This window comes from Myxococcales bacterium, from assembly GCA_016717005.1.
GTDB lineage: Bacteria > Myxococcota_A > Polyangia > Haliangiales > Haliangiaceae > UBA2376.
The window spans coordinates 56,293-82,028 of sequence record JADJUF010000027.1; the positions used below are offsets into that span (position 1 = coordinate 56,293).

The window sequence follows — 25,736 nt, forward strand, 5'->3', positions numbered from 1 at the left end:
ATTGGGGGCTTAGCCGTGGTTTGTGCGTTCTGCCGCGTTCTTTCGACACGGCGGCGCGAGAAAGAGTGAGGAAATGACCCGTCCCGTCCTGCGCCGCCCTGAGGATGATAACGATGGCCTCGTCGCCCTGCCGCCGATCACGGTGGTCCGGCAGCGCCTGCGCACCACGGTCAAGGAGTTCGCGACCGCCGCCCCCGGCCGTCGCGCCGCCGCGCTCGCGGCCGTCTGGATCGCCGCCACCGGCTGCGAGGCCGACCTCAACCACTACGATCCCGAGGAGGCCCTGCGGACCTACCGCTTGATCGAGAGCGAGCTGCGCGCCGAGCTGCGCATCAGCGTGGGCCGCGGCATCACCAACGAGCCGCACACGGCGACCCGCAACACGATGATCCAGATGCTCGAGCACCTCGAGGAGCTCGAGGCTGCTGCGGTGGCGCCGCGTCCGGCCCGCCGTCGTCGTCGCCGCTAGCGACGTGTCCGGGAGGCGGGCGGATTCCGACCGGTCGTCCGGTCGGATGGCCGAGCCTCGGACATCGAGCCGCGCAACCGCCCGGATCCAGGCGGCCGTCGCGTCGGCATCGGCCTTGCTGTGTCCGAGGCCATGCGTCGGTCGAGGATCGGGTGGGTGTCGCTGCTGATGTGGACGTGGCTCCTCGGGGCCGCGGCGGCGAGCGCGCGGGCGGAGTGTCCGAAGCTGGCGGCGGTGCAGAGCGCGGCGGAGCGCTACGCGGGCCTGGCCTCGACGCCGGGCTGGCGGGGGCGAGCCCGTTGGTCGGCGGTGGTGCCGACGCTGATCGTCCGCATCCACGATGACGTCGCGTGGGACGAGGCCACGGGCGCCAGCCGGTCCGGGCCGGTCAAGCGGGACCAGGGCTTCGACGTGCGGATGTCGTGGCGGCTCGATCGGCTGGTGTTCGACCCGGATGAGCCGCGCCTGTACGCCGCCGAGCAGCGCGCCCGCCTCGCGCGGATCACCCTGCGTCAGCAGGTAGCGTCGGCGTATTACCGGTGGCGGCGCGCCTGGCCCCTGCGTGGCAACAGCGCCGACGCCGCCCTGGTCGCCGACGAGACCCTGGCCGCGGTCGACGCGTTCACCGGCGGCTGGCTCGGGCGCAACCTGTGCGAGTGACCTGAGCCGGCGACGACGCGCCGACCAGCGACCGCCGGGCGTCCTGCGAGTTCTTCCGGGGCTCGAAAAAATTGCGATCGGGTGCGGCTGCCGGGGACAATTAGCTCCCGTGGCCTCGCTCCCCCAGCCCCAGCGCGCGTTCCCGCGCCACGCCATCGATGCGGAGATCGCGCTGTCGAGCGGCGGGCAGGTCGTGGCGCGCGGTCGGACCCGGAACCTGTCGCGGGGCGGGCTGTGCGCCGTGGTCGGCAGCGACGTCAGCCGGGGCGCCGTCGTCGACGTGGCGATCTCGCTGGTGTTCTCGGCCGACGGCGTCTCGGAGCCGCTGACGCTGTCGGCCCGGGTGGTGTGGTGCACCGGCTTCACCGACGCGGCGCAGATCGGCCTGTCGTTCCTGGCCCTCGACCAGACCCAGGCCGGCTACCTCGACCTGTTCATCCGCTTCCTCACCGAGGCCGATCCGGATCAGGACGAGAGCGCCGACAGCCCGTTCGACCGCTGATCCGGCGGACGGATCGGCGGACACGGGTTTCGCCGCGGCCCCGGTTTCGTCTACGATGGTCGGCAACGGGGACGATCGTCAGCGCTGGAGCTCCCGGCGGTGCGCGCTCGACCGGGAGTATTCAATGAGCGCATCGCCTCGCCTCGCGTCGGGACTGTCGGGACTGTCGGCACTGCTGGTCACGCTGGTGATGATCGCCAGCGCCTCGGCCCAGCCGGTCAAGAACCGGATCTCGGTGATGGTCGACTCGTCCGGGTCGATGCTGCTGACGCCCGAGATCGTCACGTTCACCAAGACCTGCGCGACGACGGCGTCGTGGAACCCGTGCACCGGCAACAGCACCAACCCGAGCGCCGCCCAGGAGGCGTGCAACCCGTGCGTGGTCGACACGATCAACTTCCGACCGACCTGCGCCAGCAGCTGGACCGCGACGTGCGCCAGCGACTACGCCGGCTGTCTGCGGGCGGTGACCGGGCAGACCACCTGCAGCAACTCGATGGTCGCCAGCGACGGGGTCGCGACCCGCGGTGACGGCTCGGCCGACCTTACCGGCTGTGACCTCGACGGCGACGGCCTCGCCAACGACAGCCGCATGTACCAGGCCAAGGAGGCGGTCAACAACGTCGTCGCGACCTTCGGCGAGGTCGAGTTCTCGCTGTGGCGCTACGCCCAGGTGACCGGCGGCCAGACCTGCACCACCGACGCCCAGTGCCCCGACACCCCCGGCGGCCTGAGCGTCCTCACCTGCGAGAACCACGACAACGACACCGGCACCGCCAACGTGTGCGCGTTCGACGCCGACCTCCTCGATGGGCCGACCACCGCGGGCTTCGAGGGCCAGTGCGAGATCTTCACCCACACCGGCGCGCCGTCGACGTTCACCTGCAACAACTGCGACTTCACGAGCACGTACGATCGCGCGACCTGCATGATGTACGACCTCGATCGGGTCAAGTCGACGGCGGTGTCGCCGCTCGACGGGACCTCGACGGTCAGCTGCTTCCCGACCGCGAACCCCCAGCACCGGTTCATGCGCTACCACGGCGGCGTCAACAACGCCGGCGCGTGCGACCCCAGCGGCGGGCAGCGCCTGGTCAACTTCCCGGCCACCGGCTTCGACGACAACTACCCGCAGATCGCGGCGTGGATCGACCACAACCAGAACCCGTTCTCGACCACCGACGAGCTGCGGCCCCAGGGCGGCACGCCGATCGCCGCGTCGCTGCGCGACATGCGCGCCTCGGTCCTGGCCACGTCGATCGCCGACACCAAGACCCCGTGCCGCAAGCACCAGGTCATCTTCCTCACCGACGGCGGCGAGAGCTGCGAGTCGGTGCCGGCGGCGGTGACCGCGGCCGGCACGTTCCAGAACATGTCGTTCACCAACGCCGCGGGCGTGTTCGTGGCCGACTACGACGTCCCGGTCTACGTGATCGGCTTCGCGATCTGTCCGCCGGGCTCGCCCAACTGCCAGACCCGCCAGGATCTCAACGCGATCGCCGCGGCCGGCGGCACCGGGTCGGCGATCCTGGTCAACAACCAGCTCGAGCTGCAGGTGGCGCTGGCCCAGATCGTCGCCAGCTCGGTCGTGACCGAGCGCTGCAACGGCCTCGACGACAACTGCAACGGCCTGATCGACGAGGACTTCCCCGGCCTCGGCGCGCCGTGCTCGGCGGGCGTCGGCACCTGCTTCGATCCCGGCACCGTGGTCTGCACCGCCGATCAGCTCGGGCTGGTGTGCGACGCCACGCCCGGCGCGCCCAGCCCCGAGATCTGCAACAGCCTCGACGACAACTGCGACGGCCTGATCGACAACGGCATCAGCTGCACCGGGTGCGTGCCGGTGTGCACCGACGCCGCGGGCTGCGACATCTGCAACAGCATCGACGAGGACTGCGACTCGATCATCGACGAGGACTTCACGCCGACCAGCTGCGGCGTCGACACCGGCGCGTGCGCGGCCGGCACCACCGCGTGCGTCGGCGGCACGCTGTCGTGCACCGGCGGCGTCGGCCCGGTGGCCGAGACCTGCAACAACCTCGACGACGACTGCGACGCGATCGTCGATGGCCAGAGCCGGCCGTGCTACCCGGGCGGCAGCGGGTGCAGCGTGGCCACCGGCGTGTGCCAGGGCGTGTGCCGGCTCGGCACCCAGACCTGCACCGCGGGCAGCTTCGGCGTCTGCGTCGGCGCGGTCACGCCCGGGATCGAGATCGCCTGCAACAACCAGGACGACGACTGCGACGGGCTCGTCGACGAGGGCGCCGCCACCGAGCAGTGCAACGGCCTCGACGACGACTGCGACGGGCTGGTCGACGAGGGGGTCGCGGTGACCGATCCCGACATCGGGACCGCCTGCGGCACGCCGCCGTTCATCGGCGAGTGCAGCCAGGGCGCGATCGCGTGCGTCGCCGGGGCCGAGGTGTGCGTGGGCGAGCGCAACCCGACCACCGAGGTCTGCGACAACCGCGACAACGACTGCGACGGCTCCATCGACGACAACGTGCCCGGGTTCGGCGGGCCGTGCGGCTCGAGCGTCGGCCGCTGCGACCCGGGCGCGCTGCAGTGCGTGGCCGGGGCGCCGGTGTGCGTCGGCGCGGTCGGGCCGTTCCCCGAGGTCTGCAACACCCTCGACGACAACTGCAACGGCGCGATCGACGAGACCGACCCGATGCTCGGCGCGACCTGCAACACCCTGCCGGGCGGCGGCACGGTCTCGACCGAGACCGGCGAGTGCCAGTTCGGGGTGCTGGCGTGTCAGCCGACCGGCCTCGTCTGCGTCGGCGCGGTCGGCCCCGTGCCCGAGCTGTGCAACGCCCTCGACGACAACTGCGACGGCAACGTCGACGAGGCGTTCCCGACGCTCGGCACGGCCTGCGACAACGGCCAGCTCAGCGTGTGTCGCCAGACCGGCGTGGTCGTGTGCGCCCCGGGCGGGGCCGGCGTGGTGTGCACCGCCGGCGCCGGCGTCCCGGGCGTCGAGACCTGCAACAACATCGACGACGACTGCGACGGCACCGTCGACGAGGGCCCGCTGCCGCTGGTCGGGACCGAGTGCGCGCCCGCCACCGGCACGTGCGCCCCGGGGCTGTGGGCCTGCACCGCGGGCGTGCTGACCTGCGGCCAGCCGACGTCGGGCTCGCCCGAGGTGTGCAACGCCGCCGACGACGACTGCGACGCCCAGGTCGACGAGAGCCCGCCGGGCTCGCCGCTGCCGGGCGAGGAGGTGCCGTGCGTCGACCCCGGCTTCGAACCGTACATGGACATCGGCGAGTGCGAGTTCGGCTCGACCGAGTGTGTCAACGGCGGCATCGAGTGCATCGGCTACCAGGGCCCGAGCCCCGAGATCTGCGACGGCCTCGACAACGACTGCGACGGCAACTCCGACGATCTGGCGACCTGCCCGGATCCCTCCAACGCGTGCGTGGCCGGCACCTGCGTCGTGCCGTGCGGCACCGGTGAGTTCCCGTGCCCGGGCGGCTTCACCTGCGAGCAGCTCGACGACGTGCCCACCCCCGGCAACTACTGCGTGCCCGATCCGTGCAACGGCGTCGTCTGCGCCGGCGATGAGCGGTGCGAGCCGACGACCCGGACCTGCGTCAGCCTGTGCCTGGACGTCACCTGCCGGACCGGCGAGGAGTGCCGGCTCGGCGTCTGCGTCGACTGCTTCGACGTGCCGACCCTGTGCATGCCGGGCGAGCTGTGCGTCGCCGACGGCATGGGCGTGGGCCAGTGCGAGGACAACCTGTGCGACCCCAACCCGTGCCAGCCCGACGAGACCTGCACGGCCGGCGTGTGCTCGAGCGGGTGCGGCGCCGGCTGCCCGAGCGGCCAGCAGTGCGTCGGCGGCACCTGCGTCGAGGATCCCTGCGACAACGTCACGTGCTCGCCCGGCCAGGTCTGCGACCCCGCGACTGGCATGTGCGTCACCAGCGTGTGCAGCGGCGTCCAGTGCCGCAACGGCGAGGTGTGCGTGGCGACGACCGGCGAGTGCATCCCGGATCCGTGCGTCAGCACCAACTGTCCGATGGGGCAGGTGTGCACCGTCGATCCCGGCGGCCGGCCGGTGTGCGGTGACCCTGACGCCCCCAACGTCGATCGCGTGACCGCGGCCGGCGGCGGCTGCGCCGCGGGTGGCGGGGGCGGCGCGGGCGCCGGGCTGGCGCTCCTGGCGCTGGCGCTGGCGCTGGCCCGACGACCGCGCGCGGCGCGCCGCGCCGGAGGTGCCTCGTGATCAAGACGGCGCTGCTGCTCGCGCTCGCGACCGTGGCCGTGGCCGCGTGCGACGTCAACCCGTACAACCTCGGCGGCGGCGGGGGCCGTGACGGCGGCGCCGACGCCGCCATCGACGCGGAGGGCACCGATGGCATGGGCGGCGAGGACGCGGCGATCGACGCCGCGATCGACGCGACCAGCTGCGTGCCTCGGCCCGAGGTCTGCAACATGGCCGACGACGACTGCGACGGCGTCCCCGACAACGGCTTCAACCTCCAGAGCGATCCCAACAACTGCGGCACGTGCGGCCACGCCTGCACCTACCCGCACGCGTTCGGGACCTGCGCGATGGGCGCCTGCGTGCCCGGCACCTGCCAGCCCGGCTGGCACGACAGCGATCCGCTGGCCGAGGGCTGCGAGTACTTCTGCATCGAGACCACTGGCAGCGTCGAGGCCTGCGACGACCGCGACAACGACTGCGATACCTTCGTCGACGAGGACTTCGCGCTCGACACCGACGAGAACAACTGCGGCCGGTGCGGCAACGTCTGCAACCTGCTGCACGCGACCGCCGACTGCCAGGCCGGCGTGTGCGAGGTGCTCGTGTGCGACACCGGCTTCGTCGACGTCGACCCGGCGGTGCCCGGCTGCGAGTACCAGTGCACCCAGAGCAACGGCGGGGTCGAGCGCTGCGACGGCGTCGACAACGACTGCGACGGCGCGGTCGACGACGGCAACCCCGGCGGCGGCGCCAGCTGCGGCACCGACCTCGGCGTGTGCATGGCCGGCACCACCCAGTGCCAGTCGGGCGTGCTGTTCTGCGTCGGCGCCACCACCGGCGGCCCCGAGGTCTGCAACGACCTCGACGACGACTGCGACGGGGTCGAGGACGACGGGTTCGACAAGCAGAACGATCCGCTGCACTGCGGCGGCTGCGCGCCGTGCAGCCTGCCGCACGCGGTCGAGGGCTGCGCCCTGGGCGCGTGCACCGTGGCCTCGTGCGACTTCGGGTTCATCAACCTCGACGGCGACCCCGCCAACGGCTGCGAGTACGGCTGCATCGACACCGGCGCCGAGCGCTGCGACATGACCGACAACAACTGCGACGGGCAGGTGGACGAGGGCTTCAACCTCGCGAACGATCCGGCGAACTGCGGCGGCTGCGGCACCACCTGCACGTTCGCGAACGCCACGCCGCTGTGCGCGGCCTCGACCTGCGTGCGGGGCCCGTGCAACACCAACTTCTACGACATCAACGGCGACCCCGCCGATGGCTGCGAGTACGGCTGCGTCCGCACCAACGGCGGCGTCGAGATCTGCGACGGCGTCGACAACGACTGCAACGGCGTCATCGACAACGGCAACCCCGGCGGCGGCCTCGCGTGCGGCACCAGCACCGGCGCGTGCACCGCGGGCACGACCACCTGCACGCTGGGCACGATCGACTGCGTCGGCGACGTCGGCCCGGCGGCCGAGACCTGCAACAACCTCGACGACGACTGCAACGGCGTCGTCGACAACGGCTTCGACAAGCTCAACGACCCGCGCTACTGCGCCAGCTGCGCCGGGTGCAGCCTGCCGCACGCGGTCGCCGGCTGCAGCGCCGGGGCGTGCACGATCGCGGGCTGCCTGGGCGGGTTCGTCAACCTCGACGGCGACCCGGCCAACGGCTGCGAGTACGCGTGCACGTTCTCGGGCCAGGAGGTGTGCGACGGCGTCGACAACGACTGCGACGGCCTCGTCGACAACGCCGATCCGAGCATGATCGCGCCGCCCAACTTCTGCAAGACCGTCGGCGAGTGCGCCGGCACGTCGCCGACCTGCACCGGCACCACCGGCTGGGACTGCATCTACGCCGATCCCGACGTCGAGCTCCAGGCCAACGGCGACCCGGTGCTCGAGGAGACCCGCTGCGACGGCAAGGACAACGACTGCGACGGCGGCGCCGACGAGGTCTACCCGCTCAAGGGCACCGCGTGCGCGCAGGACGGCACGTTCGGCACGCCGCGGCGGCTGGGCGCGTGCCGCGGCACGGGCAGCCTGGTGTGCAACGCCGCGCAGACCGGGCTGGCGTGCAACGTGACCACACCGGGGGCGGCGCCGGCCGCCGAGACCTGCAACGGCCGCGACGACGACTGCGACGGCCACACCGACGAGCCGTACGACTCGGGCGGGTTCGCGGGCGTCCGCGACGCGGTCGTCGGGCCGCTGACGGTCAACGGCCAGAGCGTCGTCATGTACCGCTACGAGGCCAGCCGGCCCGACGGCACCGGCGCGGCGCCCGGCATCTCGGGGGCGCGCGCGTGCTCGGCCCCAGGCCGGCTGCCGTGGGCGTCCGCCAACTTCGCGACCGTGCAGGCGGCGTGCGCCGCGGCCGGCATGCGCCTGTGCCGGGTGACGCGCAACGGCAGCGGCGTCGTGACCAGCGACGAGTGGGGCCGGTTCTGCGAGGGCGCCAGCAACCGGACGTACCCCTACGGCAACAGCTACGTCGCCGCGACCTGCAACGGCAGCGACTACGATCCGGTCCCCGGCGGGGTCAACGAGGATCAGGCGGTCGCCACCGGCGCGCTCGCGGGCTGCATCTCGGCTGACCTCTCGTACGATCAGTCGGGCAACCTCAAGGAGTGGGTCAACGATCCGCGCGTGGTCGGCGGCCAGACCGTCCACACGCTGCGCGGCGGGTCGTTCGACAACTACGCGAGCGGCATGACCTGCGACTTCGACCTGACGGTCGTGCCGACCACGTACTCGTTCGCCAACGCCGGCTTCCGGTGCTGCGCGCGGGCGTGCGCCGCCGGTCAGATCGACTGCGGCGGCACCTGCGTCGATCCGGCGACGAGCAACACCAGCTGCGGCGGCTGCGGCATCACCTGCGGCGGTGGGCAGACGTGCTCGAACGGCTACTGCTGTCCGAGCGGGACGCGGGCGTGCGGCGACGCGTGCGTGCCGACCGCGATGGCGTGTCCGTGATGAGGTAGGCGCGCGAGCGAGTGAGATCGAGGGGCCGGCGGCGCCGGCTCGGCGCGGGCCCGGGGTTCGGGTCGGGGGTCGGGGCGGGGATCGGGATCGGGATCGGGATCGGGATCGGGATCGGGATCGAGGGCCGCGTCGAGGGAGATGGTTCGGCCATCGACCCGGCGGCTGCGTAAGCGCGTGCGCATGCGGTGCGAGGTTACGCACGCGGTGGTCGCTGACGCGGCGCGTCCGGGAGGGAGTTACGGACGCTTGGCCCTGGCATGAGGGGTGCTTCTCATCGTGACAACACGATGACGAAGCACAACCCCGAGCGTCAGAGAGCGGTGCGAATCCTCGCCAAGTCGCTGTACCGCGACCTGACCTCGCAGGGCTTCGACGAGCGGCAGATCGTGTCGCTGGCGACCGAGCTGATCAGCGAGGTGACCACGCGCATGGCCAACGACACCACCGCGCGCGATCTCGCGATCGCGCCATAGACCCGCGCAGCGTGGCGACTCGTGCAGGCAGCTCCCCGTGGAGCTGCCTGTGGCGTTTTCGGCGCCTCGGTTGCGCTGCGCCTGGGTCGACAGCGGCGGGGCCAGGCGTTAGGGTGCGCCCACTTCTTCCACGGAGACTGCCATGGCCAAGGTTCGCGTAGGTATCAACGGTTTCGGACGCATCGGGCGCGGCTTCGTCCGCTGTCTGGCGGACGCCCCCGACACGTTCGATCTGGTCCTGATCAACGATCTGACCGACGTGAAGACGCTCGGGCACCTGCTCAAGCACGACTCGGTCCACGGGCGCTTCCCGGGCACGGTCGTCGCCGAGGACGGCGCGCTGATCATCAACGGCGACAAGGTCGTGATCACCGCCAAGAAGGACCCGGCCGAGATCCCGTGGAAGGACCACGGCGTCGACATCGTCATCGAGGCGACCGGCAAGTTCGTCGACAAGGCCGGCGCCGGCAAGCACCTGGCCGCCGCCAAGAAGGTGCTGATCAGCGCGCCGGCGAAGGAGCCCGACGTCACGCTGTGCTGTGGCATCAACCTCGAGGCCTACCAGCCGGCGAGCCACCACATCATCTCGAACGCGTCGTGCACGACCAACTGCCTGGCGCCGGTCACCAAGGTGCTGCACGAGACCTTCGGGATCGTGTCGGGCATCATGACGACGATCCACAGCTACACCAACGACCAGCAGATCCTCGATCTGCCGCACAAGGACCTGCGCCGGGCGCGCGCGGCGGCCCTGTCGATGATCCCGACCACCACCGGCGCGGCCAAGGCCCTCAAGGAGGTCCTGCCGGCCATGGCGGGCAAGCTCGACGGCATGGCCATCCGCGTGCCGACGCCCAACGTGTCGCTGGTCGATCTGACCGTGCGGCTCGAGAAGAAGGCGACCGCCCAGGAGGTCAACGACGCGTTCCGCGCCGCCGCGGCCGGGCCGCTCGAGGGCATCCTCGCGGTGTCCGACGAGCCGCTGGTGTCGTGCGACTACAACGGCGATCGCCACTCGGCCACGGTCGACGCCGCGCTGACCACCGCGATCGGCGATCAGATCAAGGTGCTGGCCTGGTACGACAACGAGATGGGCTACTCGCAGCGCCTGTTCGATCTGGCCAAGTTCGTCGGCGAGCGCCTGTAGTCCGACGGGCCTGACGCCAGGCCTGCCCCGGGCCATCGCCTCCCGCGCCGCGCGCGCCGATTCCGGCGCGCGCCACTCCATCGATTGAAATCCTGAAAGAGCGAGGCATCGCCCATGGCGCTCCCCCACGGCATCGTCCACGTCGAGCAGCTCCCGGTCGAGGGCCGGCGCGTGTTCGTGCGCGTCGATCTCAACGTGCCCCTGACCAAGGACAAGAAGGTCAGCGACGACGCGCGCATCGTCGCGGTGCTGCCGACCATCCGCCACCTGGTCGGGCGCGGCGCCCGCATCGTGCTCGGCTCGCACCTGGGCCGGCCCGACGGCAAGGTCAAGCCCGAGTACTCGCTCGAGCCGGTCGCGGCGCGGCTGGCCGAGCTGCTGACGCTCGACGTGGTCCTGGCCGACGAGCCGGTCGGCGACGGGGCCCGCAAGGTCGTGAGCGATCTGCGCGACGGGCAGATCGCGCTGCTCGAGAACCTCCGCTTCGATCCGGGCGAGGAGGCCAACGACGACGCGTTCGCGCGCCAGCTCGCCAGCTACGCCGACGTCTACGTCAACGACGCGTTCGGCACCGCGCACCGGGCCCACGCGTCGACCTCGGGCATGGTGCCGCACGTGCCGCTGCGCGGCGCCGGCTACGTCATGGCCAAGGAGATCGACGTGCTGTCCCGGCTGCTGGGCGAGGTCGATCGGCCGTACCTGGCGATCCTCGGCGGCGCCAAGGTGTCCGACAAGATCGAGGTCCTCGACGCGCTGCTGGCGCGGGTCGACGTGATCGCGATCGGCGGCGCCATGGCCAACACCTTCCTGACCGCCCAGGGCAAGCAGCTGGGCAAGAGCAAGGTCGAGGCCGACAAGCTGCACCTGGCGCGCAACTTCCTGCGCAAGGCCAGCGAGGCCGGCAAGACCGTGCTGTTGCCGACCGACGTCGTGGTCGCGACCGGCCTCGACGCCGACACCTCCCGCGCGGTGTCGATCGACGCGGTGCCGGCCGACCTGATGGCGCTCGACATCGGCCCGGCGACGCTCGCGGCCTACCGCGCGGCGGCGATCAAGGCCCGCACGGTGTTCTGGAACGGGCCGATGGGCGTGTTCGAGATGCCCCCGTTCGCGGCCGGCACGGTCGGCGTCGCGCTGGCGCTGGCCGGCAACAAGATGGCGTTGACGGTGGTCGGCGGCGGCGACAGCGCCGCGGCGGTGGCCCAGGCCGGCGTCGCCGACCAGGTCACCCACGTGTCGACCGGCGGCGGCGCGTCCCTGGAGTTCATCCAGGGGCTCGAGCTGCCCGGCATCGTCGCGCTGGCGCAGGCGTAGGCCCGTCGGCGCCAGCGGGCGGCGTGACCAGGGGCGAGCCGTCCGGCATCGCGGCGCCGCAGGTGGCTCCGGTCGTCGGCGCGGGCAGGCGGGCTGGGCGGTGACCGTCCGATCCGGGGCCGCGGCGCGGACACGGGCGCTGCCGATCGCTATGATCGGTCCGTGGCCTCCCCACGCCTGGTGATCTTCGACCCCGCCGGGCGCCTGGGCGAGATCGTGACGCTGGCGACGCGGATCGGCACCGCGCCGGTGGTGGTGGCAGACGCGGCGAACCTGAGCGGCTTCGCGTCCACGGCGGTGCTGGTGCCGTCGAGCGCCGCCGCCGCCGCCACCAGCGCGAGCGTGACCGGTCCGCGCTGGGTGCTGGGCGAGGGCGACTCGGCGGGCAAGGTCGCGAGCGCGGCCGCGGCGTGCGCGGCGATCGGCGTGGTGATGGCGCCGCTGTCGCCGGAGGCCCTGACGCTGGTGTGTGCGCCGCCGCCGGTGGCGCTGCCAGAGGTCGAGCTGGCGCGGGCGCGCAGCCTGATCGCCGCGTCGGTCCTCGACGGCAAGGGCGAGCCCACCGCCGACGGCCTCGCCATCATCGCGCGCGCGTTCGCGGCCGACGACTGCATCTTCTGGTGGCGCGAGGGCGACGGCCTGGTGCCGTGGAGCACCCGCGCGAACGCCGACGCCGACCAGCCGGTGCTCGGCGTCGCCGCCCGGGTCGCGGCCGCCACCGGGGTCACCGTGGTGACGTCCGGAACCCGGACGATGTCGCTGATCGCGGCGCCGCTGGCGACCGGGCCGCAGGAGGTCGGCGGGCTGATCGCGGTCGTCGCCGATCGCGCGCGCCGGTTCGGCCCGGCCGAGCTCTCCGACCTGCGGGCGCTGGCGTCGCGGCTGCCGCGCGAGCTGACGTTCCGCGCCGGCCACCGGCGCCTGGTCGGCGAGCACGAGCGCCTGCTGGCCACCGCCGGTCAGGATCCGCTGACCGGGGCGCTGACCCGGGCCGCCCTCGAGCAGGAGGTCGCGTCGGCGCTGGCGGCGGCCGGGCGCTCGGGCGAGCCGCTGGCGCTGGCGCTGTTCGACGTCGTCGGCATGCGGCGCCTGAACCTCGACCACGGCCACCGGGTCGGCGACGAGGTCCTGATCGCGCTGGCCGCGCGGCTCAAGGCCGCGACCCGGGCCACCGATCGCGTCGCGCGCTTCGGCGGCGATGACCTCGCGGTGCTCCTGCCCGGCGTCGACGTCGCCCGGGCCGAGATCATGGCGGTCAAGCTGGCCGCGCGCATCGGCACGCCGCTGACCACGAGCGACGGCGAGATCACGATCACGCTGCGCGGCGCGGTCACCGCGCTCGGCGCCGGCGAGCGCTCGGGCGAGGCCGGCTTCGGCCGCCTGCGCGCGGCGGTGCGGACCGCGGCCGCCGGCGCCGTGGTGCTGGCCCGGGCGGTCGGGCGCGCGGACACCGAGGCCGGCCACGATCTCGACGTCGGCGCCGGCGTCTCGGCCGGGACCACGCTCGGCGGCACCTACCGCATCCTGCACGAGCTGTCGCGCGGCGCGATGGGCGTGGTCTACCGCGGCGAAGATCTGGGGCTGGGGCGGCAGGTCGCGATCAAGGTGCTGCGCTCCGACCTGGCCAGCGACGCCCAGCTGGTCACGCGGTTCCGGGCCGAGGCCGCGATGCTGGCCTCGCTCCACCACGCCAACCTGGTGCAGGTCTACTCGCTCGGCGATCACGAGGGCGACGTGTACTTCGTGATGGAGCTGGTCGAGGGCCAGTCGCTAGCCGAGGTCCTCGACGCCCGCCACGCCAGCGGCCAGTGGCTGCCGCTCGAGGCCATCGCCCAGGTCGTGCTCGAGGTCGGCGACGCGCTCGACGCGATGCACGCGATCGGCCTGATCCACCGCGACGTCAAGCCGGCCAACGTCCTGCTCGATCGCGAGCGCGACCGGGCGGTGCTGGTCGACGTCGGCGTGGCCAAGCGGCGCGGCGACGACGTCGACGGCGCCGGCACGCCCGGCTACGCCGCGCCGGAGTCGTTCCTCGAGGGCGGCCGCGAGTCGCCCGAGACCGACGTCTACGGCCTGGCCGCGACGGTGTACTGCGCGCTGACCGGGCGGCCGCCGTTCGGCGCCGGCCAGCTGATGCAGGTGATCGGCCGCCAGCTCCACGAGCCGCTGCCGCCGGCGCGGGGCCTGCGCCCAGAGCTGCCGTCGGCGGTCGATCAGATCCTGGCCAAGGCGCTCGACCCCGCGGCCGAGCGCCGGTACGCGTCGGCCTCGACCTTCGCGATCGCGCTGGCGCGGGCGCTCGAGCGCGCCCCGCGCGTGCCGACGGTGCCGCCCGACGCGAGCACCACGGTCAAGCCCGAGCAGGTGCTGCGCCAGACCGAGCGCCTGACCAACAGCGGCCGGCCGGCCAGCCTGCAGTCGATGCAGTTCGGGATGGTGCGGGCGGCGCACTTCCGGGTCGCGGCCCGCGTGATCGCGCACCTGGCCGGCGAGGGCGCGGTGCGCGCGCTCGCCGACAGCGATCCGCTCCTGGCCGAGGCGCTCGGGCCGACCACCTCGGTGGTGGGCTGGCTGCCGCTCGAGCTGCTGGTGCAGCTGGTCGAGCGCGCCGAGCCCCTCACGCGCAAGGCGCGCGTCCCCGACGGCGGCGAGCACCTGATGCGGGCGATCGGCCGGAGCACGGTCTCGGCGACGTTCGCCCGGTTCTTCGGCGCCGATCCGGCGACCCTGGGCGTGTCGGCGATGCTCGCGGTGCTGCCGTCGATGTGGAACCGCTACCACGGCTGGTGTCGCTGCCAGGTCGGGCACCGATCCGCGGCCGGGGCCGAGCTGCTCATCGACGGCACCGCGACGTCGCCGCTGGCGTGGCACCTGGTCACGGCCCAGATCGGCAAGGCGTGCGAGCTGGCGGGCGCCACGCGCGTCGAGGTCGAGCGGCGGTCGAGCGACGGCGACCGCCAGCAGCGCCTGGCGATCTCGTGGTCGAGCGACCACGCCGGCACCGCCCACGAGTGACGGCGCCGGCGGGCCGGCGTACAGTCGCGCGGATGCGTACCCCGTTCGTCGTCGGCAACTGGAAGCTGCACAAGCACACCGCGGACGCCCTGGCGCTGGTGACCGAGCTGAAGAACCAGCTCGCCGCCGTCAAGGGCGTGGCGGTCGGCGTCGCGCCGCCGTTCACCGCGCTGTACCCGGTGGCCAAGCGCCTCGAGGACTCCGCCATCGCGGTCGCGGCCCAGGACTGCTACTGGGAGGAGAAGGGCGCGTTCACCGGTGAGGTGGCGCCCGGCATGCTCAAGGACGTCGGCTGCACGTGGGCCATCGTCGGCCACAGCGAGCGTCGGCAGTTCTTCGGCGAGACCGACGACACGGTCGGCAAGAAGACCCGGGCGGCGCTGGCCGCCGGCCTCGGCGCGATCGTGTGCGTCGGCGAGTCCCTGGCCCAGCGCGACGCCGGCACCACGACCGCGGTGGTCGAGACCCAGCTCGGCGCGCTGCGCGGGCTCGGCGCCGACGTGGCCGAGCGCCTGGTCATCGCCTACGAGCCGGTGTGGGCCATCGGCACCGGCCGCACCGCGTCGCCGGCCCAGGCCCAGGAGGTCCACGCGTTCATCCGCGGCTGGCTCGGCAAGGAGCTCGGCCCGGCGCTGGCCGCGGCCGTGCGGATCCAGTACGGCGGCTCGGTCAAGCCCGACAACGCGGTCGAGCTGATGCGCCAGCCCGACATCGACGGGGCGCTGGTGGGCGGCGCGTCGCTGGCGGCCGCGGACTTCGTCGCGATCTGCAAGGCCGCGCGCCCGGCATGAGCCTCAGGCCGTCGCGGCGGCCTCGAGCGTGCGGATGAGGTCGGCGCGCCAGCGGGCGGCCTCGGCGGCGTCGGGCATGCGCGCGAACCCGACCTCGACCCGCTGGAACTCGACGTGGTCGCTCCACGGCCGGAAGTCGAGGACGCCGGGGCCGGGCGCGATGGTCGACGCCGTGGTCGCGGACCACACGTGCGGGCCGTTGTAGTAGTAGGCCGGGAGGCTCGGCGTCAGCGGGGTCAGCGCGGCGGCGTGATCGGCGGCGAAGCGCTCGCACCAGCCGCGCAGGGCCGCGGCGACCGTGCGGCCGCGGGTGCGCGCGGTGCGGTGCCACCGGGCCAGGTGCGGCGGCGCGTCGGCGGCGAAGCTCGTGGTCGTGGCGGCGGCGCGACGAGCGGCGTTGCCCGGCGCCAGATCGTCGCCGTGGGCGGTCGCGAGCTGGTAGGCCCAGGTCGGGCCGCGGCCGGCGACGTCGTCGTCGGTCAGGCCGGCCGGCGGCAGCACGTAGACGTCGTCGTTGGGCAGCCTGCCCGTCAGCGCGACCGCGAAGGTCGGGGCGTCGCGCAGCAGACCGCGCGCGCGGGCCAGCTCGACGAACCCGCCGATCGGCCCGGTCGCCGGCGTCGCGCCGGTGGTCAGCGCGACCACCGGGGCCGGCTGGTAGTAGAGCGTGTGATCGAACCCGGCGGTCGGCGCGAGCGCGTCGCCGTGGACGTGCACCGTCGGGAAGTACAGCGCGGTCGGATCGCGGCGCGGGAAGGTGAGCGCCAACGGGTGGAGGTGCTGGCGCGCCCGCCCCGGCTTGAGCTGGACCACCGCGAACGACCAGCCGTCGCGCGCGCGCGTGACCGCGGCCCGGGCGGCCGCCGACAGCCGGAACCGCGGGTCGAGGCGATCGAGGTCCGCGACCGTCGGGGCGAACGACGCGACGAACGCGCCGACGTCGTGCACCGCCAGCCGCGGCGCGCTCAGGCCGAACAGCGCGCTGGGGCGGCCGACCGCCTGCGGCGCCGGGCTGAGCACCGGGAACGCCCGATCGAGATCATCGAACAAGGCCGGGTAGGCCGCGAGCGACACGAACTCGACCGCGCCCTCGGCCACGCCCGGGGGCGTCGGCAGCGGCAGCACCATCGCGGTCGGCTGGTCGAGCTCGACGTCCATCGCGTAGATCAGCGCCTGGCGGCCGTCGTCGCGGTGGCCCGCGAAGATCCGCGTCGCGCCGACGTGGCGCACCGCGCGCGAGAAGATGCACATGCGGCGATGGTCGGTGGTGGCGGCGGCAAGGCGGGGGGTGTGTTGGTGGCGGCGGCGGGGACCTCGGCGGCAAGAGCTGTGCGGTCGGGCAGGCGGCCTGGCGCGGCTGGCCCCGGGCGCGAGGACTGGTCGCGTGGGTCGCCCAGGGGGGGGGCGGGGGTCGGGGGGGCGGGACAGGCCCTCGGACTCAGCGGGCGGGGCGCTGGCGATCGATCGCGATCGAGGCGCCGACGACGATCACCAGCAGGCCGCCGACCGAGGCCAGGAGCGCGTCCATCGACGGGGGCGGATCGCCGAGGGTGGCGGCGACGAAGCCCAGGGTGAGCAGCGCGGCCAGGGCCGGCCAGCCGTAGCGCCCGATCGGTCCAGTGGCGCGGGTGGCGCGGGTGTAGAGCGCGGCGCCGACGGCGAACATGCCCAGCTCGACCGCCAGCGTCGCGGGCACCGAGCCCCACAGGCCGAGGCCGTGGCGCGCGCCGCCGGGCGCGAGCTGCATGTCGGGGCCGTGGGCGATCCAGTCGAGCAGCCAGTGCCCGACGACCAGCGCGGCGCCGACCACCGCGCCGCGGCGATCGCGGGTGAGCGCGAGGTAGCCGAGCGCGAACAGCAGCGCCCAGCCGAGCGCGAACACCAGGCTGTGCGAGTACGGCATGTACTCGAGGACCAGCGGCGACGCCGCGAGGTGGCCCCGCTCGAGGTGGGCGTGCTCGACGCCGGTCGCGACGAACACCGGCCAGGCCAGGTCGAGCACCTGCGGCGCCACCAGCAACGCCGGCAGCGACATGCGCGGCGCCAGCGGCCGCGCCGCCAGCCCGGTCGCGAAGTGTCCCAGGAACATCCGGCGACGGTACACGACCGTGGCGGCGTCCGCGTAGGATGCCGACCCATGGCGACCCAACCCTCCACCGACTGGCGCGAGCAGATCGGCGCCGACGAGGCGGCGCGTCACGCCGAGCAGGCCCGCGGGCTGACCTCGCTCCAGGCCGCGCGCACGGCCAAGCACGGCGTCGGCCGCGCGCTCCACCGCAAGGGCGTGCTCGGCCTCACCGCCACGCTGGCCGTCAAGGACGGCGTGCCGGCGCACGCGCGCCACGGGCTGTTCGCCGCGCCGGCCGCCTACGACGCGTGGGTGCGCCTGTCCAACGGCGGCCCCGACGTGAAGGCCGATCGCCATCCCGACGTCCGCGGCTTCGCGGTGCGGGTCAACGGCGTCGTCGGCGACGCGGCCCTCGGCGGCGCGGCGACCCACCAGGACCTCGCGCTGATCAACGCGTCGAACTTCGGCTTCGCCGACAGCAAGCTCTTCCTCAGCCTGGTCCAGGCGGCGGCGAAGGGCCCGCTGGCATTGATCGGCTGGGCCTACCGCAGCTACGGCCTGCGGCGCATGTTCGGTGAGCTCAAGCGCCTCAAGGCGTCGGTCGAGCGACCGTTCTCGGGCTACGCGTCGACGGTGTTCCACAGCGCGGCGCCGATCGCGTGCGGGCCGTACGCGGCGCGGGTGCGGCTGACGCCCGACCGGCCGGTGCCCCACGCCGACGCCCGGGGCGAGTTCGGCGCGGCGATGGCGAAGACGGTCGCCGGCGGTGCGCTCGCCTTCACGCTGGCGCTGCAGTTCTTCGTCGACGAGGCCACGACGCCGATCGAGGACGCGTCGCGCGACTGGCCCGAGGACGTGGCGCCGTTCGTCGACGTCGCGACCCTGACGATCGCGCAGCAGGACCCGGCGTCGGCCGACGGCCAGGCGCTGGCCGCGCGGCTGGAGCGGACGGTGTTCGACCCGTGGCAGGCGCTGGCGGCGCACCGCCCGCTGGGCGAGGTGATGCGGGCGCGCAAGGGCGTGTACCTGGCGTCGCAGCAGGCGCGCGACGCGCAGCCGGGGTGAACCCGGCGCTACGGTCAGCGGCGCGGCAGCGTCGACGGGCGTCGTCGGAGCGAACGAGGTCGGGGCCGGCCGGGCCCGCGTGGCCGTGGTATGAATGGACCATGGACGATCGTCCGTCCCCGGAGCAGCTCGCGCGCTACCGCGCGATGACGCCGGCGGAGCGGTTGCGGCAGTCCGAGCGCCTGTACTGGATGGCGCGCCGGCTGCGCGCCGCCCATGAGCGTGCCCTGCACCCTGGATGGACCGAGGCGCAGGTGCAGGCGCACGTGCGGCAGATCTTCCTCCGTGCTGGAACCTAGCCTGATCGCGCCGTTCGTCGCTCGGCTGAACGGCCTGGGCGTCGTGTACATGGTCACCGGGAGCACCGCCGGCACGATCTACGGCGAGCCACGCCTGACGCACGACGTGGACCTGGTCGTCATCCTTCCGCCGCGCGACGTCGCGGCGTTCGCGGCCGCCTTCCCCGACGACGAGTTCTACTGCCCTCCGGAAGATGTCCTGGCCATCGAGGCGCGACGTGGGACCCGCGGCCACTGCAACATCATCCACCACGACACCGGCTTCAAGGCCGACATCTACTTCGCGAGCGATGACCTGCATCGCTGGGCGCTGGCGCACCGGCGGACGCTCGACCTCGATGGTCTCGTGGTACCGCTGGCGCCGATCGAGTACGTGCTGGTCCGCAAGGCGGAGTACTTCCGCGAAGGGAGATCGGCGAAGCACGTCCGCGACATCCGGAGCATGCTCGAGCTGTCGGCTGACGTGGTCGATCGTGCGGTCCTCGATCAGTGGCTCGACCGTCTCGGGCTACAGGCGACATGGGCCGAGATCGTCGCGCCCGCGGCGTGAGGCGCGACGCGCAGCCGGGCTGAGCCCGGGCTACGGGAACGGGATGTAGCCGTCGTCGTCGGGGATGATCGGGAACCGGCGCGCGATCCAGTCGAGCCGGGCCTGCTCGAGCCGCGCCTTCGAGCTCGCGACGAAGTTCCACAGCAGGTAGCGGGGGCCGTCGAGCGGCGCGCCGCCGAACACCGCGACCCGGGTCGGCGCGGTCGCCGTGAGCGTCGCCAGCTCGTCGGGGCGCAGCACCGCCAGCTCGCCGCGGCCCAGCGGCGTCGGCTCGCCGGCGATCGTCACCGCGCCGTCGACCACGTAGAGCGCGCGCTCGGGCTGGAACCCCGGCACCGCCAGCGTCGCGCCGTCGGCGAGCTCGGCGATCACGTAGGTCAACGGCGACCACACCTGCACCGGCGACGCCACGCCGTCCCACGCGCCCAGCAGCACCCGCAGCCGCACGCCCGGCGCGTCGAGAACCGGCAGGGTCGCGCCCGGCGCGTGCTGGAACGACGGCGGGGCGTCCTCGTGGGCCGTCGGCAGCGCGACCCAGATCTGCAGGCCGTGCGAGGTCGAGGTCACGCCGACCTGCTCGGGCGGCGTGCGCTCGCTGTGGACGATGCCGCGGCCGGCGGTCATCCAGTTGACGTCGCCGGGCACGATCCGCTGCGCGGTGCCGAGGCTGTCGCGGTGCAGGATCGCGCCGTCGAACAGGTAGGTCGCCGTCGCCAGGCCGATGTGCGGGTGCGGCGCGACCCCGCCGTCGGCGCGGCCGACCTCGGCGTGGGGGCCGAAGTGATCGAGGAAGCAGAACGGTCCGACGAACCGCCGCTCGCGCCGCGGCAGCGCGCGCATCACCGGCAGCGCGGCCGCCATCGCCGGCCTGGCCGCCAGGCGCAGCTCGACGACGCTCACAGGGGCGCTCCGGGGCCCGAGGTGGGCGATGCGATGGCGTGCATGCGCCTAGCCTGGCACAGGCCGCGGGCCTCGGTCAGCGCGCCGGGCGGCAGCTGCGGACGCACGGTGGCTTCGATCTCGCGCCACTGGAGCGGCGCGAGCCCGGCCTCGGCGATGCAGCGCACCGCCCCGGCGAAGGGCGCGGCTGGCGCACCCAGCGCGACCAGGTCGCGCCACGCGTTGGCCCGTGAGCGCGCGTTGGCCTGCCGCGACAGGATCTCGTCGAGCAGCAGGTTCGCCTTCGCGCCGTAGCGCTGCCGGTCGACGCGCAGGGTGTCGCGATGGAGGCCGCAGGTGGCGATGGTCGCGGTGCCGCGCCTGGTCTTGCCGGTCACGTCGCCGGTGAGCGGCGAGACCTCGAGGTGCCGCCACGGCGCGTCGTCGTCGTAGCAGTTGAGCAGGAGCGGCTGATGCGTGCGGTCGCGCCGGGTCGGCTTCCATCGCTTCGGGGGCGTCGGCGTCAGCGGGAACACGGTGCCCTTGTACTTCTGGTTGCAGACCGCGCAGGCGAACAGGTAGTTGGTCCAGTCGTACGCGCGCCACCAGTAGCCGGTCACGCTGCGCGGCACAGGCGTGCGTGATCTCGGTCGCAGGTTGGCGACGAAGGGCTGCCGCTCGGCGCCCCAGGTCGACGGATCGTCATCGATGTCCCCGACCTCGCCCTTGGGCGCGTAGTGCTCGACGTCGGCGTCCTGGGTGCCGGCGACGTAGGTCTCGCAGTACCCACACTTGCCGTGCTGCGCCTGGCTGAAGGCCGTCTTGTGGACCTTCCAGACCGCGTCGGCGAACGGGCCCTTGGCGCGCAGGCGCGGCGCGCCCTTGGCGAAGCCGGGTGGCTTCGCTGGTCGCGTGAAGCGGATCATCACCGCTTGGTGCGCGCGGCGGACTTCTTGGTCGCCGCCGGCTTACGGGTGGAGCGCGCCTTCGCTGGCGCCTTGGTCGAAGGCTTCGCGGGGCGGAACGTCGGCGCTAGCTCGCGCGCGCCGGGCGCCGGCTCGTCGAGCGCGGCGAGCCGGGCGCGGACCTCGCGGACCACCCGCTCGCGGTCCTCGGCGGTGATGTCCTGGCGCTGGCGCATCTTCTCGTCGTGCAGCTGGGCGACGACGTTGTGCGCCATGCGCTCGTACGAGGTGTCGGCGAAGCCGTGGAGCCGGACCCGGAGCTCTTCCTCGAGGGCGCGTCGCTCGGGGTCGGACTCGGGCCGCCGTGCGAGCAACAGCTCGCGGTGGCGGTCGAGCTTGCGCAGCGTCGACTCGTCGAGCGTCGAGCCGAGCCCGAACCAGTCGCCGGTCAAGAGGCGGTTGGCGTCGGTGCCCGGGGGCACGTCGCGCTGGACGATCGAGACGTTGCCAGTCGCGGCGTCCTTCTGCAGCACGAACACCTCGCCGGGCCGCGTGCCCTGGAGCGTCAGCGGGTTGTGCGTGGTGACGACGAAGGTGGTCTTGGGGAACGCCGCGCGCAGGCGGGGGATGATGTCGAGCTGCCAGCGCGGGTGGAGGTGCAGGTCGATCTCGTCGACCAGCACGACGCACGGCATGTCCTTGGCGAAGTTCTCGTCGAGCTTGCCCTTGTCGCGGTAGCGGTCTGCCCAGCGCGCGATCAGGTCGATGGTCCAGCCAAGCGTCGTCAAGTATCCGTCGCTCATGGAACGAAGCGGTGCGCGACGTGCTCGCGGGCCACTGCCCTCGCGAACCATGACCTCTCCGCGAGCGACTTCGAGTCGTTCGCCATTCGGCAACAAGGACTCGAGCGTTGTCAGGATTGCGTCGAAGAACTTGCGGTAGAGGCGGCTGCCCGCGGCTCGCAGGGCTTCTCGCCGAAGCCAAGTCTCAGCATGAATGAGCCTCGACCATGGATGAATCAGTGTGTCAATTGTTGAGTGGCTCCGAATGTCCACTCCACGCTCTGGACCGCCCAAGGCGTTCCCGCGGGTGCTTCCATACCCAAAGACATCCATCGGCGTCGGGACTCGGCCCGAGTAGTGAATCACGGGATCGACAAACGGGTCGCGGTCGTCGCGGCTGCTACTGATGGTGACCAAATACTCCGCAGTCCGCTTGCCTTTCGATGCGACATTCACAAGCGCTTGGGCCGGGCGAATGTTCCAAGCTCGCGCAAAATGAAGTTTGTCGAACTTCAGGAAGTGCTCCTCGGTCGGGAGGATGCCACCGAGCGCCAAGCCGATGCATCGAAGGGCGGTCGTTTTGCCTGTGCCGTTCGCGCCCAGCAGGACGATCCACTGCCCTGTACCCCGAACGGGAGGGCTGAATTTGATGCGGTCGTCCCCGTAGACTCGAGCACGAGTCATGCCAAGCGAAACAAGGTGGATGGGCGCGGCCCCAGGGCCCGTCTTCATCTTGGTTCGTGGTGGCGAACTCATTCTCGAACGGCCGCCGCCGCCTACTTGCGGGACTTCTTGCGCGCGGCCTTCTCGGCCTTGCGCTTGTCGCGCTTGTCGCGCTTGTCGGCGACGCGGACGGCGCCGGGGGTGTTCTTGGTGCCGGGCGCGGTGTAGCCCTTGGGCGCGCCGGGGACCGCGCCGCCGGCGGGCGCGCCGAGCAGGCCGCCGCCGGGCATGCCGGGGAGGCCGCCGGGCATGCCGCCGGGCATCCCGCCCTCGGCGCCCATGATCGCGCCGAGGTCCATGTTGGCCAGCTTCTTCATCTGGCTGAACTGCTTCATGCCGGGGATCTTGCCCATCAGGCCGGTCGAGGCGCCGAGCTGCACCATCATCTGGCGCATCGTCGCGAACTTCTGCAGCAGCTCCTTCACCTCGGTCTCGGCGCGGCCCGAGCCCTTCGAGATGCGGCGGACGCGGCCGGGGTGGAAGTCGGCGCGGCGGCGCTTGGCCTTGTGCCCGGCGGACGCGGTGAACTCCTCCCACGACGTCGTCACGAACACCTCGGGCGTGGTCCGCTCCTCGAGGGTCATCGAGCTGATCATCGCCTCGATCTTGGTCAGCTCCTTGTCGTCGAGGTTGACCCCCTCCGGCATGGCGCCGCCGAAGAACGGCAGCTTGTCGAAGAGGTCCTTGAGCGACCCCATCTTCTGGATCATCTTGATCTGCTCGAGGAAGTCCTGCATGTCGAACTTGCCTTTGAGCATGCGCATCGCATCCTCTTCGGCCTTCTCGGCATCCACGACCTGCTCGAAGTCCTTGACCAGCCCGACGATGTCGCCCATCCCGAGGATGCGCGACGCCAGGCCCTCGGGCCGGAACTCCTCGAGCTTGTCGAGCGACTCGCCCATGCCGAGGAACTTGATCGGCTTGCCGGTGATCTCCTTGACCGACAGCGCGGCGCCGCCGCGGGCGTCGCCGTCGAGCTTGGTCATGATCACGCCGTCGAGGTTCAACCGCTTGTTGAACGTCTCGGCGACGTTGACCGCGTCCTGGCCGGTCATCGAGTCCAGCACCAGGAAGATGTTGGCGGGCTGCACGCCCTTGTCGATGTCCTCGAGCTCCTGCATCAGCGGCTCGTCGATCGCGAGCCGGCCGGCGGTGTCGAAGATGATCGCGTCGCAGCCCTGCTTGGCCGCGAACTCGATCGACTCCTTGCAGATCGTCACCGGGTCGGCGCCGGGGAGCGAGAACACCGGCGCGCCCAGCTTGGCGCCGAGCGTCTTGAGCTGATCGACGGCGGCCGGGCGGTAGACGTCGGCCGCGACCAGGCAGACCTTCTTCTTGTGGGTCTTCTCGAGCCAGCGCGCGAGCTTGCCGCAGCTGGTGGTCTTGCCCGACCCCTGGAGGCCGACCATCATGATCCCGGTCGCGCCCTTCTTGGCCCACTTGAGCTCGGTGTCGACCGGGCCCATCATCTTGGTCAGCTCGTCCTGACAGATCGCGATGAAGGCCTGCTCGGGCGTGATCCGCTGGACCCCGTACTCCTCGCTCTTGGCCTTGAGCTTGACCTGCTCGCCGCGGGCGGCCTCGCGGACGCGGTCCATGAACCGCTTGACGACGCGGAACTCGACGTCGCCCTCGAGCAACGACAGGCGGACGTCGCGCAGCGCCTCGTCGATGATCGCGTCATCGAGCTCGGCCTTGCCAGTCAGGCGCTGCTTGGCAGCGCGGAAGCCTTTGGAGAGGGTCTCGAACATGGCGGTGGCGAGCTATACCACGGGGGCCGGCGCCTTGAATGGAACCGCGGCCCGACCGTCTTGTCGTAAGGTCATGTCGATGCGCGCCGCCCTGGCCGTCCTGGTCCCCCTCCTTGTCGTCCCGGCCTTGGTCGCCCCCGCCCTGGCCGTGGCCGAGCCGACGGTCCCGTGCGAGCGGGCCGCCGACGACGTGGTCGAGATCGACGGCATGATCGACGACTGGCACGGGGTCAAGCCGACCCGGGCCGGCGGCACCGACAAGGACGCCAGCTTCGACCTGCGGTGCCTGGTCACGGCCACGACCGCGTGGATCTCCGTCGACGTCCGCGACGAGCGGGTCACCCGGGGCAGCAAGGCCGACGACCACCTCGACCTGACCCTGGGCGCGGGCAAGCCCCTGCGGCTGACGCTCTACCCCGGGGTCGACAAGCTGGCGCCCAGGCGGACCCTGGCCGGCAAGGCCCTGCCGAAGTGGCTCCTCGCCGAGGACACGCTCCAGCCGGCCGGCTGGTCGGTCGAGCTGGCGGTCCCGCTGGCGAAGATCCCGGGCTACGGGCCGAGCGCGCCGACCCTGGCCCTGCCGGCGACCCTGTCCGACGGCGACATCCCGCGCGGCACCGCCACCGAGCACACCATGACCTGGACCGGCGCCCTGGCCCTGGGCGGCAAGATCGACCTCCTGACCACGTTCCTGGCGGCGGCTCGGCTGACCCCGGCCGCGGTCACCCTCGACGTCCAGGTCGACGTCGATCCGACCGTGCCGGGCAAGGAGCGGATCGTCGCGGCCGGCGACCGGATCGCGCTCCTGACCGATCAGTTCTCGTTCGTGCAGCTGCCGGTGGCCCGCGCCCTCGACGTGCTCGAAGGTCGAGCTGCTCGACCTGCGCGGCGACGCCACCCGGGTGATCGCGGCGCGGGTACGCCAGCGCGGCGGCGTCGGCGTGCGCGACCTGGTGATGCTGTGGACCGCGCACCACGGCCAGCTCGACGCCGTCGGCGCGTTCGAGATCGGCAAGGGAGCAGGGCGACCGGCGGCTGGTGACCTCACCTGGAAGGTCGCGCCGGGCAAGGCGTGGGCCAGGTGTCCGGGCGGCGCCAAGCGCGTGCTCGAGGTCGCGCGCAGCCAGCGGCGGGCTGGGACGAGGA

General features: G+C 72.7%; 20 protein-coding genes. 14 read left to right on the plus strand and 6 right to left on the minus strand.

Annotation, left to right across the window (positions count from 1 at the left end; translation table 11 throughout):
- Positions 1-73: 73 nt before the first annotated feature.
- From IPL61_22330 to IPL61_22375, 10 genes are all read left to right on the plus strand, one after another.
- A complete protein-coding gene (locus IPL61_22330; protein MBK9033969.1) occupies positions 74-469 on the plus strand; it encodes a hypothetical protein in 396 nt (131 codons plus the stop codon).
- A gap of 156 nt (positions 470-625) precedes the next feature.
- On the plus strand, positions 626-1,129 hold the full coding sequence (locus tag IPL61_22335; GenBank protein ID MBK9033970.1) for a hypothetical protein: 504 nt from the start codon (positions 626-628) through the stop codon (positions 1,127-1,129).
- 109 nt (positions 1,130-1,238) lie between these two features.
- Positions 1,239-1,631, plus strand: a complete 393-nt coding sequence (locus IPL61_22340) for a PilZ domain-containing protein (GenBank protein MBK9033971.1) — start codon at positions 1,239-1,241, stop codon at positions 1,629-1,631.
- A gap of 124 nt (positions 1,632-1,755) precedes the next feature.
- Positions 1,756-5,865 (plus strand): hypothetical protein, encoded by a 4,110-nt coding sequence (locus IPL61_22345; GenBank protein ID MBK9033972.1) that lies wholly within the window; start codon positions 1,756-1,758, stop codon positions 5,863-5,865.
- Complete coding sequence (locus tag IPL61_22350) at positions 5,862-8,819, plus strand: hypothetical protein (protein ID MBK9033973.1); 2,958 nt, start codon at positions 5,862-5,864, stop codon at positions 8,817-8,819. The genes IPL61_22345 and IPL61_22350 overlap by 4 nt, the downstream gene beginning before the upstream one ends.
- A 329-nt stretch (positions 8,820-9,148) precedes the next feature.
- The gene (locus IPL61_22355) at positions 9,149-9,301 is read left to right on the plus strand and encodes a hypothetical protein (protein ID MBK9033974.1); all 153 of its coding nucleotides are present in this window, start codon (positions 9,149-9,151) and stop codon (positions 9,299-9,301) included.
- Positions 9,302-9,443: 142 nt separating this feature from the next.
- Positions 9,444-10,448, plus strand: coding sequence for a type I glyceraldehyde-3-phosphate dehydrogenase (gene gap / locus IPL61_22360; protein MBK9033975.1), 1,005 nt, complete (start codon positions 9,444-9,446; stop codon positions 10,446-10,448).
- Positions 10,449-10,562: 114 nt separating this feature from the next.
- Positions 10,563-11,762: a phosphoglycerate kinase gene (locus tag IPL61_22365; GenBank protein MBK9033976.1), complete on the plus strand. Its 1,200-nt coding sequence runs from the start codon at positions 10,563-10,565 to the stop codon at positions 11,760-11,762.
- A 162-nt stretch (positions 11,763-11,924) separates the two neighbouring features.
- Entirely contained in the window at positions 11,925-14,777 is a 2,853-nt protein-coding gene (locus tag IPL61_22370) for a protein kinase (protein MBK9033977.1), read from the plus strand.
- A gap of 32 nt (positions 14,778-14,809) precedes the next feature.
- Complete coding sequence (locus IPL61_22375; GenBank protein MBK9033978.1) at positions 14,810-15,568, plus strand: triose-phosphate isomerase; 759 nt, start codon at positions 14,810-14,812, stop codon at positions 15,566-15,568.
- A gap of 3 nt (positions 15,569-15,571) precedes the next feature.
- On the opposite strand, the gene IPL61_22380 is transcribed toward IPL61_22375, so the two are convergent.
- Entirely contained in the window at positions 15,572-16,819 is a 1,248-nt protein-coding gene (locus tag IPL61_22380; GenBank protein MBK9033979.1) for a hypothetical protein, read from the minus strand.
- Positions 16,820-17,006: 187 nt separating this feature from the next.
- On the minus strand, positions 17,007-17,657 hold the full coding sequence (locus tag IPL61_22385) for a hypothetical protein (GenBank protein MBK9033980.1): 651 nt from the start codon (positions 17,655-17,657) through the stop codon (positions 17,007-17,009).
- Positions 17,658-17,705: 48 nt separating this feature from the next.
- Here IPL61_22385 and IPL61_22390 point away from each other — a divergent pair, with 48 nt between their 5' ends.
- The 3 genes from IPL61_22390 to IPL61_22400 all read left to right on the plus strand — a co-directional run bounded on the left by IPL61_22390 (position 17,706) and on the right by IPL61_22400 (position 19,550).
- Complete coding sequence (locus IPL61_22390; protein ID MBK9033981.1) at positions 17,706-18,701, plus strand: catalase; 996 nt, start codon at positions 17,706-17,708, stop codon at positions 18,699-18,701.
- 101 nt (positions 18,702-18,802) lie between these two features.
- A complete protein-coding gene (locus IPL61_22395) occupies positions 18,803-19,000 on the plus strand; it encodes a hypothetical protein (protein ID MBK9033982.1) in 198 nt (65 codons plus the stop codon).
- Positions 18,987-19,550 (plus strand): hypothetical protein, encoded by a 564-nt coding sequence (locus tag IPL61_22400; protein ID MBK9033983.1) that lies wholly within the window; start codon positions 18,987-18,989, stop codon positions 19,548-19,550. Before IPL61_22395 ends, IPL61_22400 begins: the two co-directional genes overlap by 14 nt.
- 30 nt (positions 19,551-19,580) lie before the next feature.
- Here the strand turns inward: IPL61_22400 and IPL61_22405 are convergent, their stop codons facing one another.
- The 4 genes from IPL61_22405 to ffh form a co-directional block, all read right to left on the minus strand.
- A complete protein-coding gene (locus IPL61_22405; protein MBK9033984.1) occupies positions 19,581-20,411 on the minus strand; it encodes a pirin family protein in 831 nt (276 codons plus the stop codon).
- 35 nt (positions 20,412-20,446) lie between these two features.
- Positions 20,447-21,355, minus strand: a complete 909-nt coding sequence (locus IPL61_22410) for a hypothetical protein (protein MBK9033985.1) — start codon at positions 21,353-21,355, stop codon at positions 20,447-20,449.
- The gene (locus IPL61_22415) at positions 21,355-22,137 is read right to left on the minus strand and encodes an AAA family ATPase (protein ID MBK9033986.1); all 783 of its coding nucleotides are present in this window, start codon (positions 22,135-22,137) and stop codon (positions 21,355-21,357) included. Before IPL61_22415 ends, IPL61_22410 begins: the two co-directional genes overlap by 1 nt.
- A 755-nt stretch (positions 22,138-22,892) precedes the next feature.
- Positions 22,893-24,590, minus strand: a complete 1,698-nt coding sequence (gene ffh, locus IPL61_22420) for a signal recognition particle protein (GenBank protein MBK9033987.1) — start codon at positions 24,588-24,590, stop codon at positions 22,893-22,895.
- Positions 24,591-24,717: 127 nt separating this feature from the next.
- Here ffh and IPL61_22425 point away from each other — a divergent pair, with 127 nt between their 5' ends.
- Positions 24,718-25,632 (plus strand): hypothetical protein, encoded by a 915-nt coding sequence (locus IPL61_22425; protein MBK9033988.1) that lies wholly within the window; start codon positions 24,718-24,720, stop codon positions 25,630-25,632.
- The last annotated feature ends 104 nt before the right edge of the window (positions 25,633-25,736 follow it).

Coding starts and splice junctions, on each gene's coding strand:
- IPL61_22345 (MBK9033972.1), top strand. CDS start 1,756: ATGAGCGCATCGCCTCGCCTCGCGTCGGGACTGTCGGGACTGTCGGCA.
- IPL61_22385 (MBK9033980.1), bottom strand. CDS start 17,657: ATGTTCCTGGGACACTTCGCGACCGGGCTGGCGGCGCGGCCGCTGGCG.
- IPL61_22390 (MBK9033981.1), top strand. CDS start 17,706: ATGGCGACCCAACCCTCCACCGACTGGCGCGAGCAGATCGGCGCCGAC.
- IPL61_22380 (MBK9033979.1), bottom strand. CDS start 16,819: ATGTGCATCTTCTCGCGCGCGGTGCGCCACGTCGGCGCGACGCGGATC.
- IPL61_22415 (MBK9033986.1), bottom strand. CDS start 22,137: ATGAGCGACGGATACTTGACGACGCTTGGCTGGACCATCGACCTGATC.
- IPL61_22365 (MBK9033976.1), top strand. CDS start 10,563: ATGGCGCTCCCCCACGGCATCGTCCACGTCGAGCAGCTCCCGGTCGAG.
- IPL61_22405 (MBK9033984.1), bottom strand. CDS start 20,411: ATGGCGGCCGCGCTGCCGGTGATGCGCGCGCTGCCGCGGCGCGAGCGG.
- IPL61_22330 (MBK9033969.1), top strand. CDS start 74: ATGACCCGTCCCGTCCTGCGCCGCCCTGAGGATGATAACGATGGCCTC.
- IPL61_22375 (MBK9033978.1), top strand. CDS start 14,810: ATGCGTACCCCGTTCGTCGTCGGCAACTGGAAGCTGCACAAGCACACC.
- gap (MBK9033975.1), top strand. CDS start 9,444: ATGGCCAAGGTTCGCGTAGGTATCAACGGTTTCGGACGCATCGGGCGC.
- IPL61_22410 (MBK9033985.1), bottom strand. CDS start 21,355: ATGATCCGCTTCACGCGACCAGCGAAGCCACCCGGCTTCGCCAAGGGC.
- IPL61_22395 (MBK9033982.1), top strand. CDS start 18,803: ATGGACGATCGTCCGTCCCCGGAGCAGCTCGCGCGCTACCGCGCGATG.
- ffh (MBK9033987.1), bottom strand. CDS start 24,590: ATGTTCGAGACCCTCTCCAAAGGCTTCCGCGCTGCCAAGCAGCGCCTG.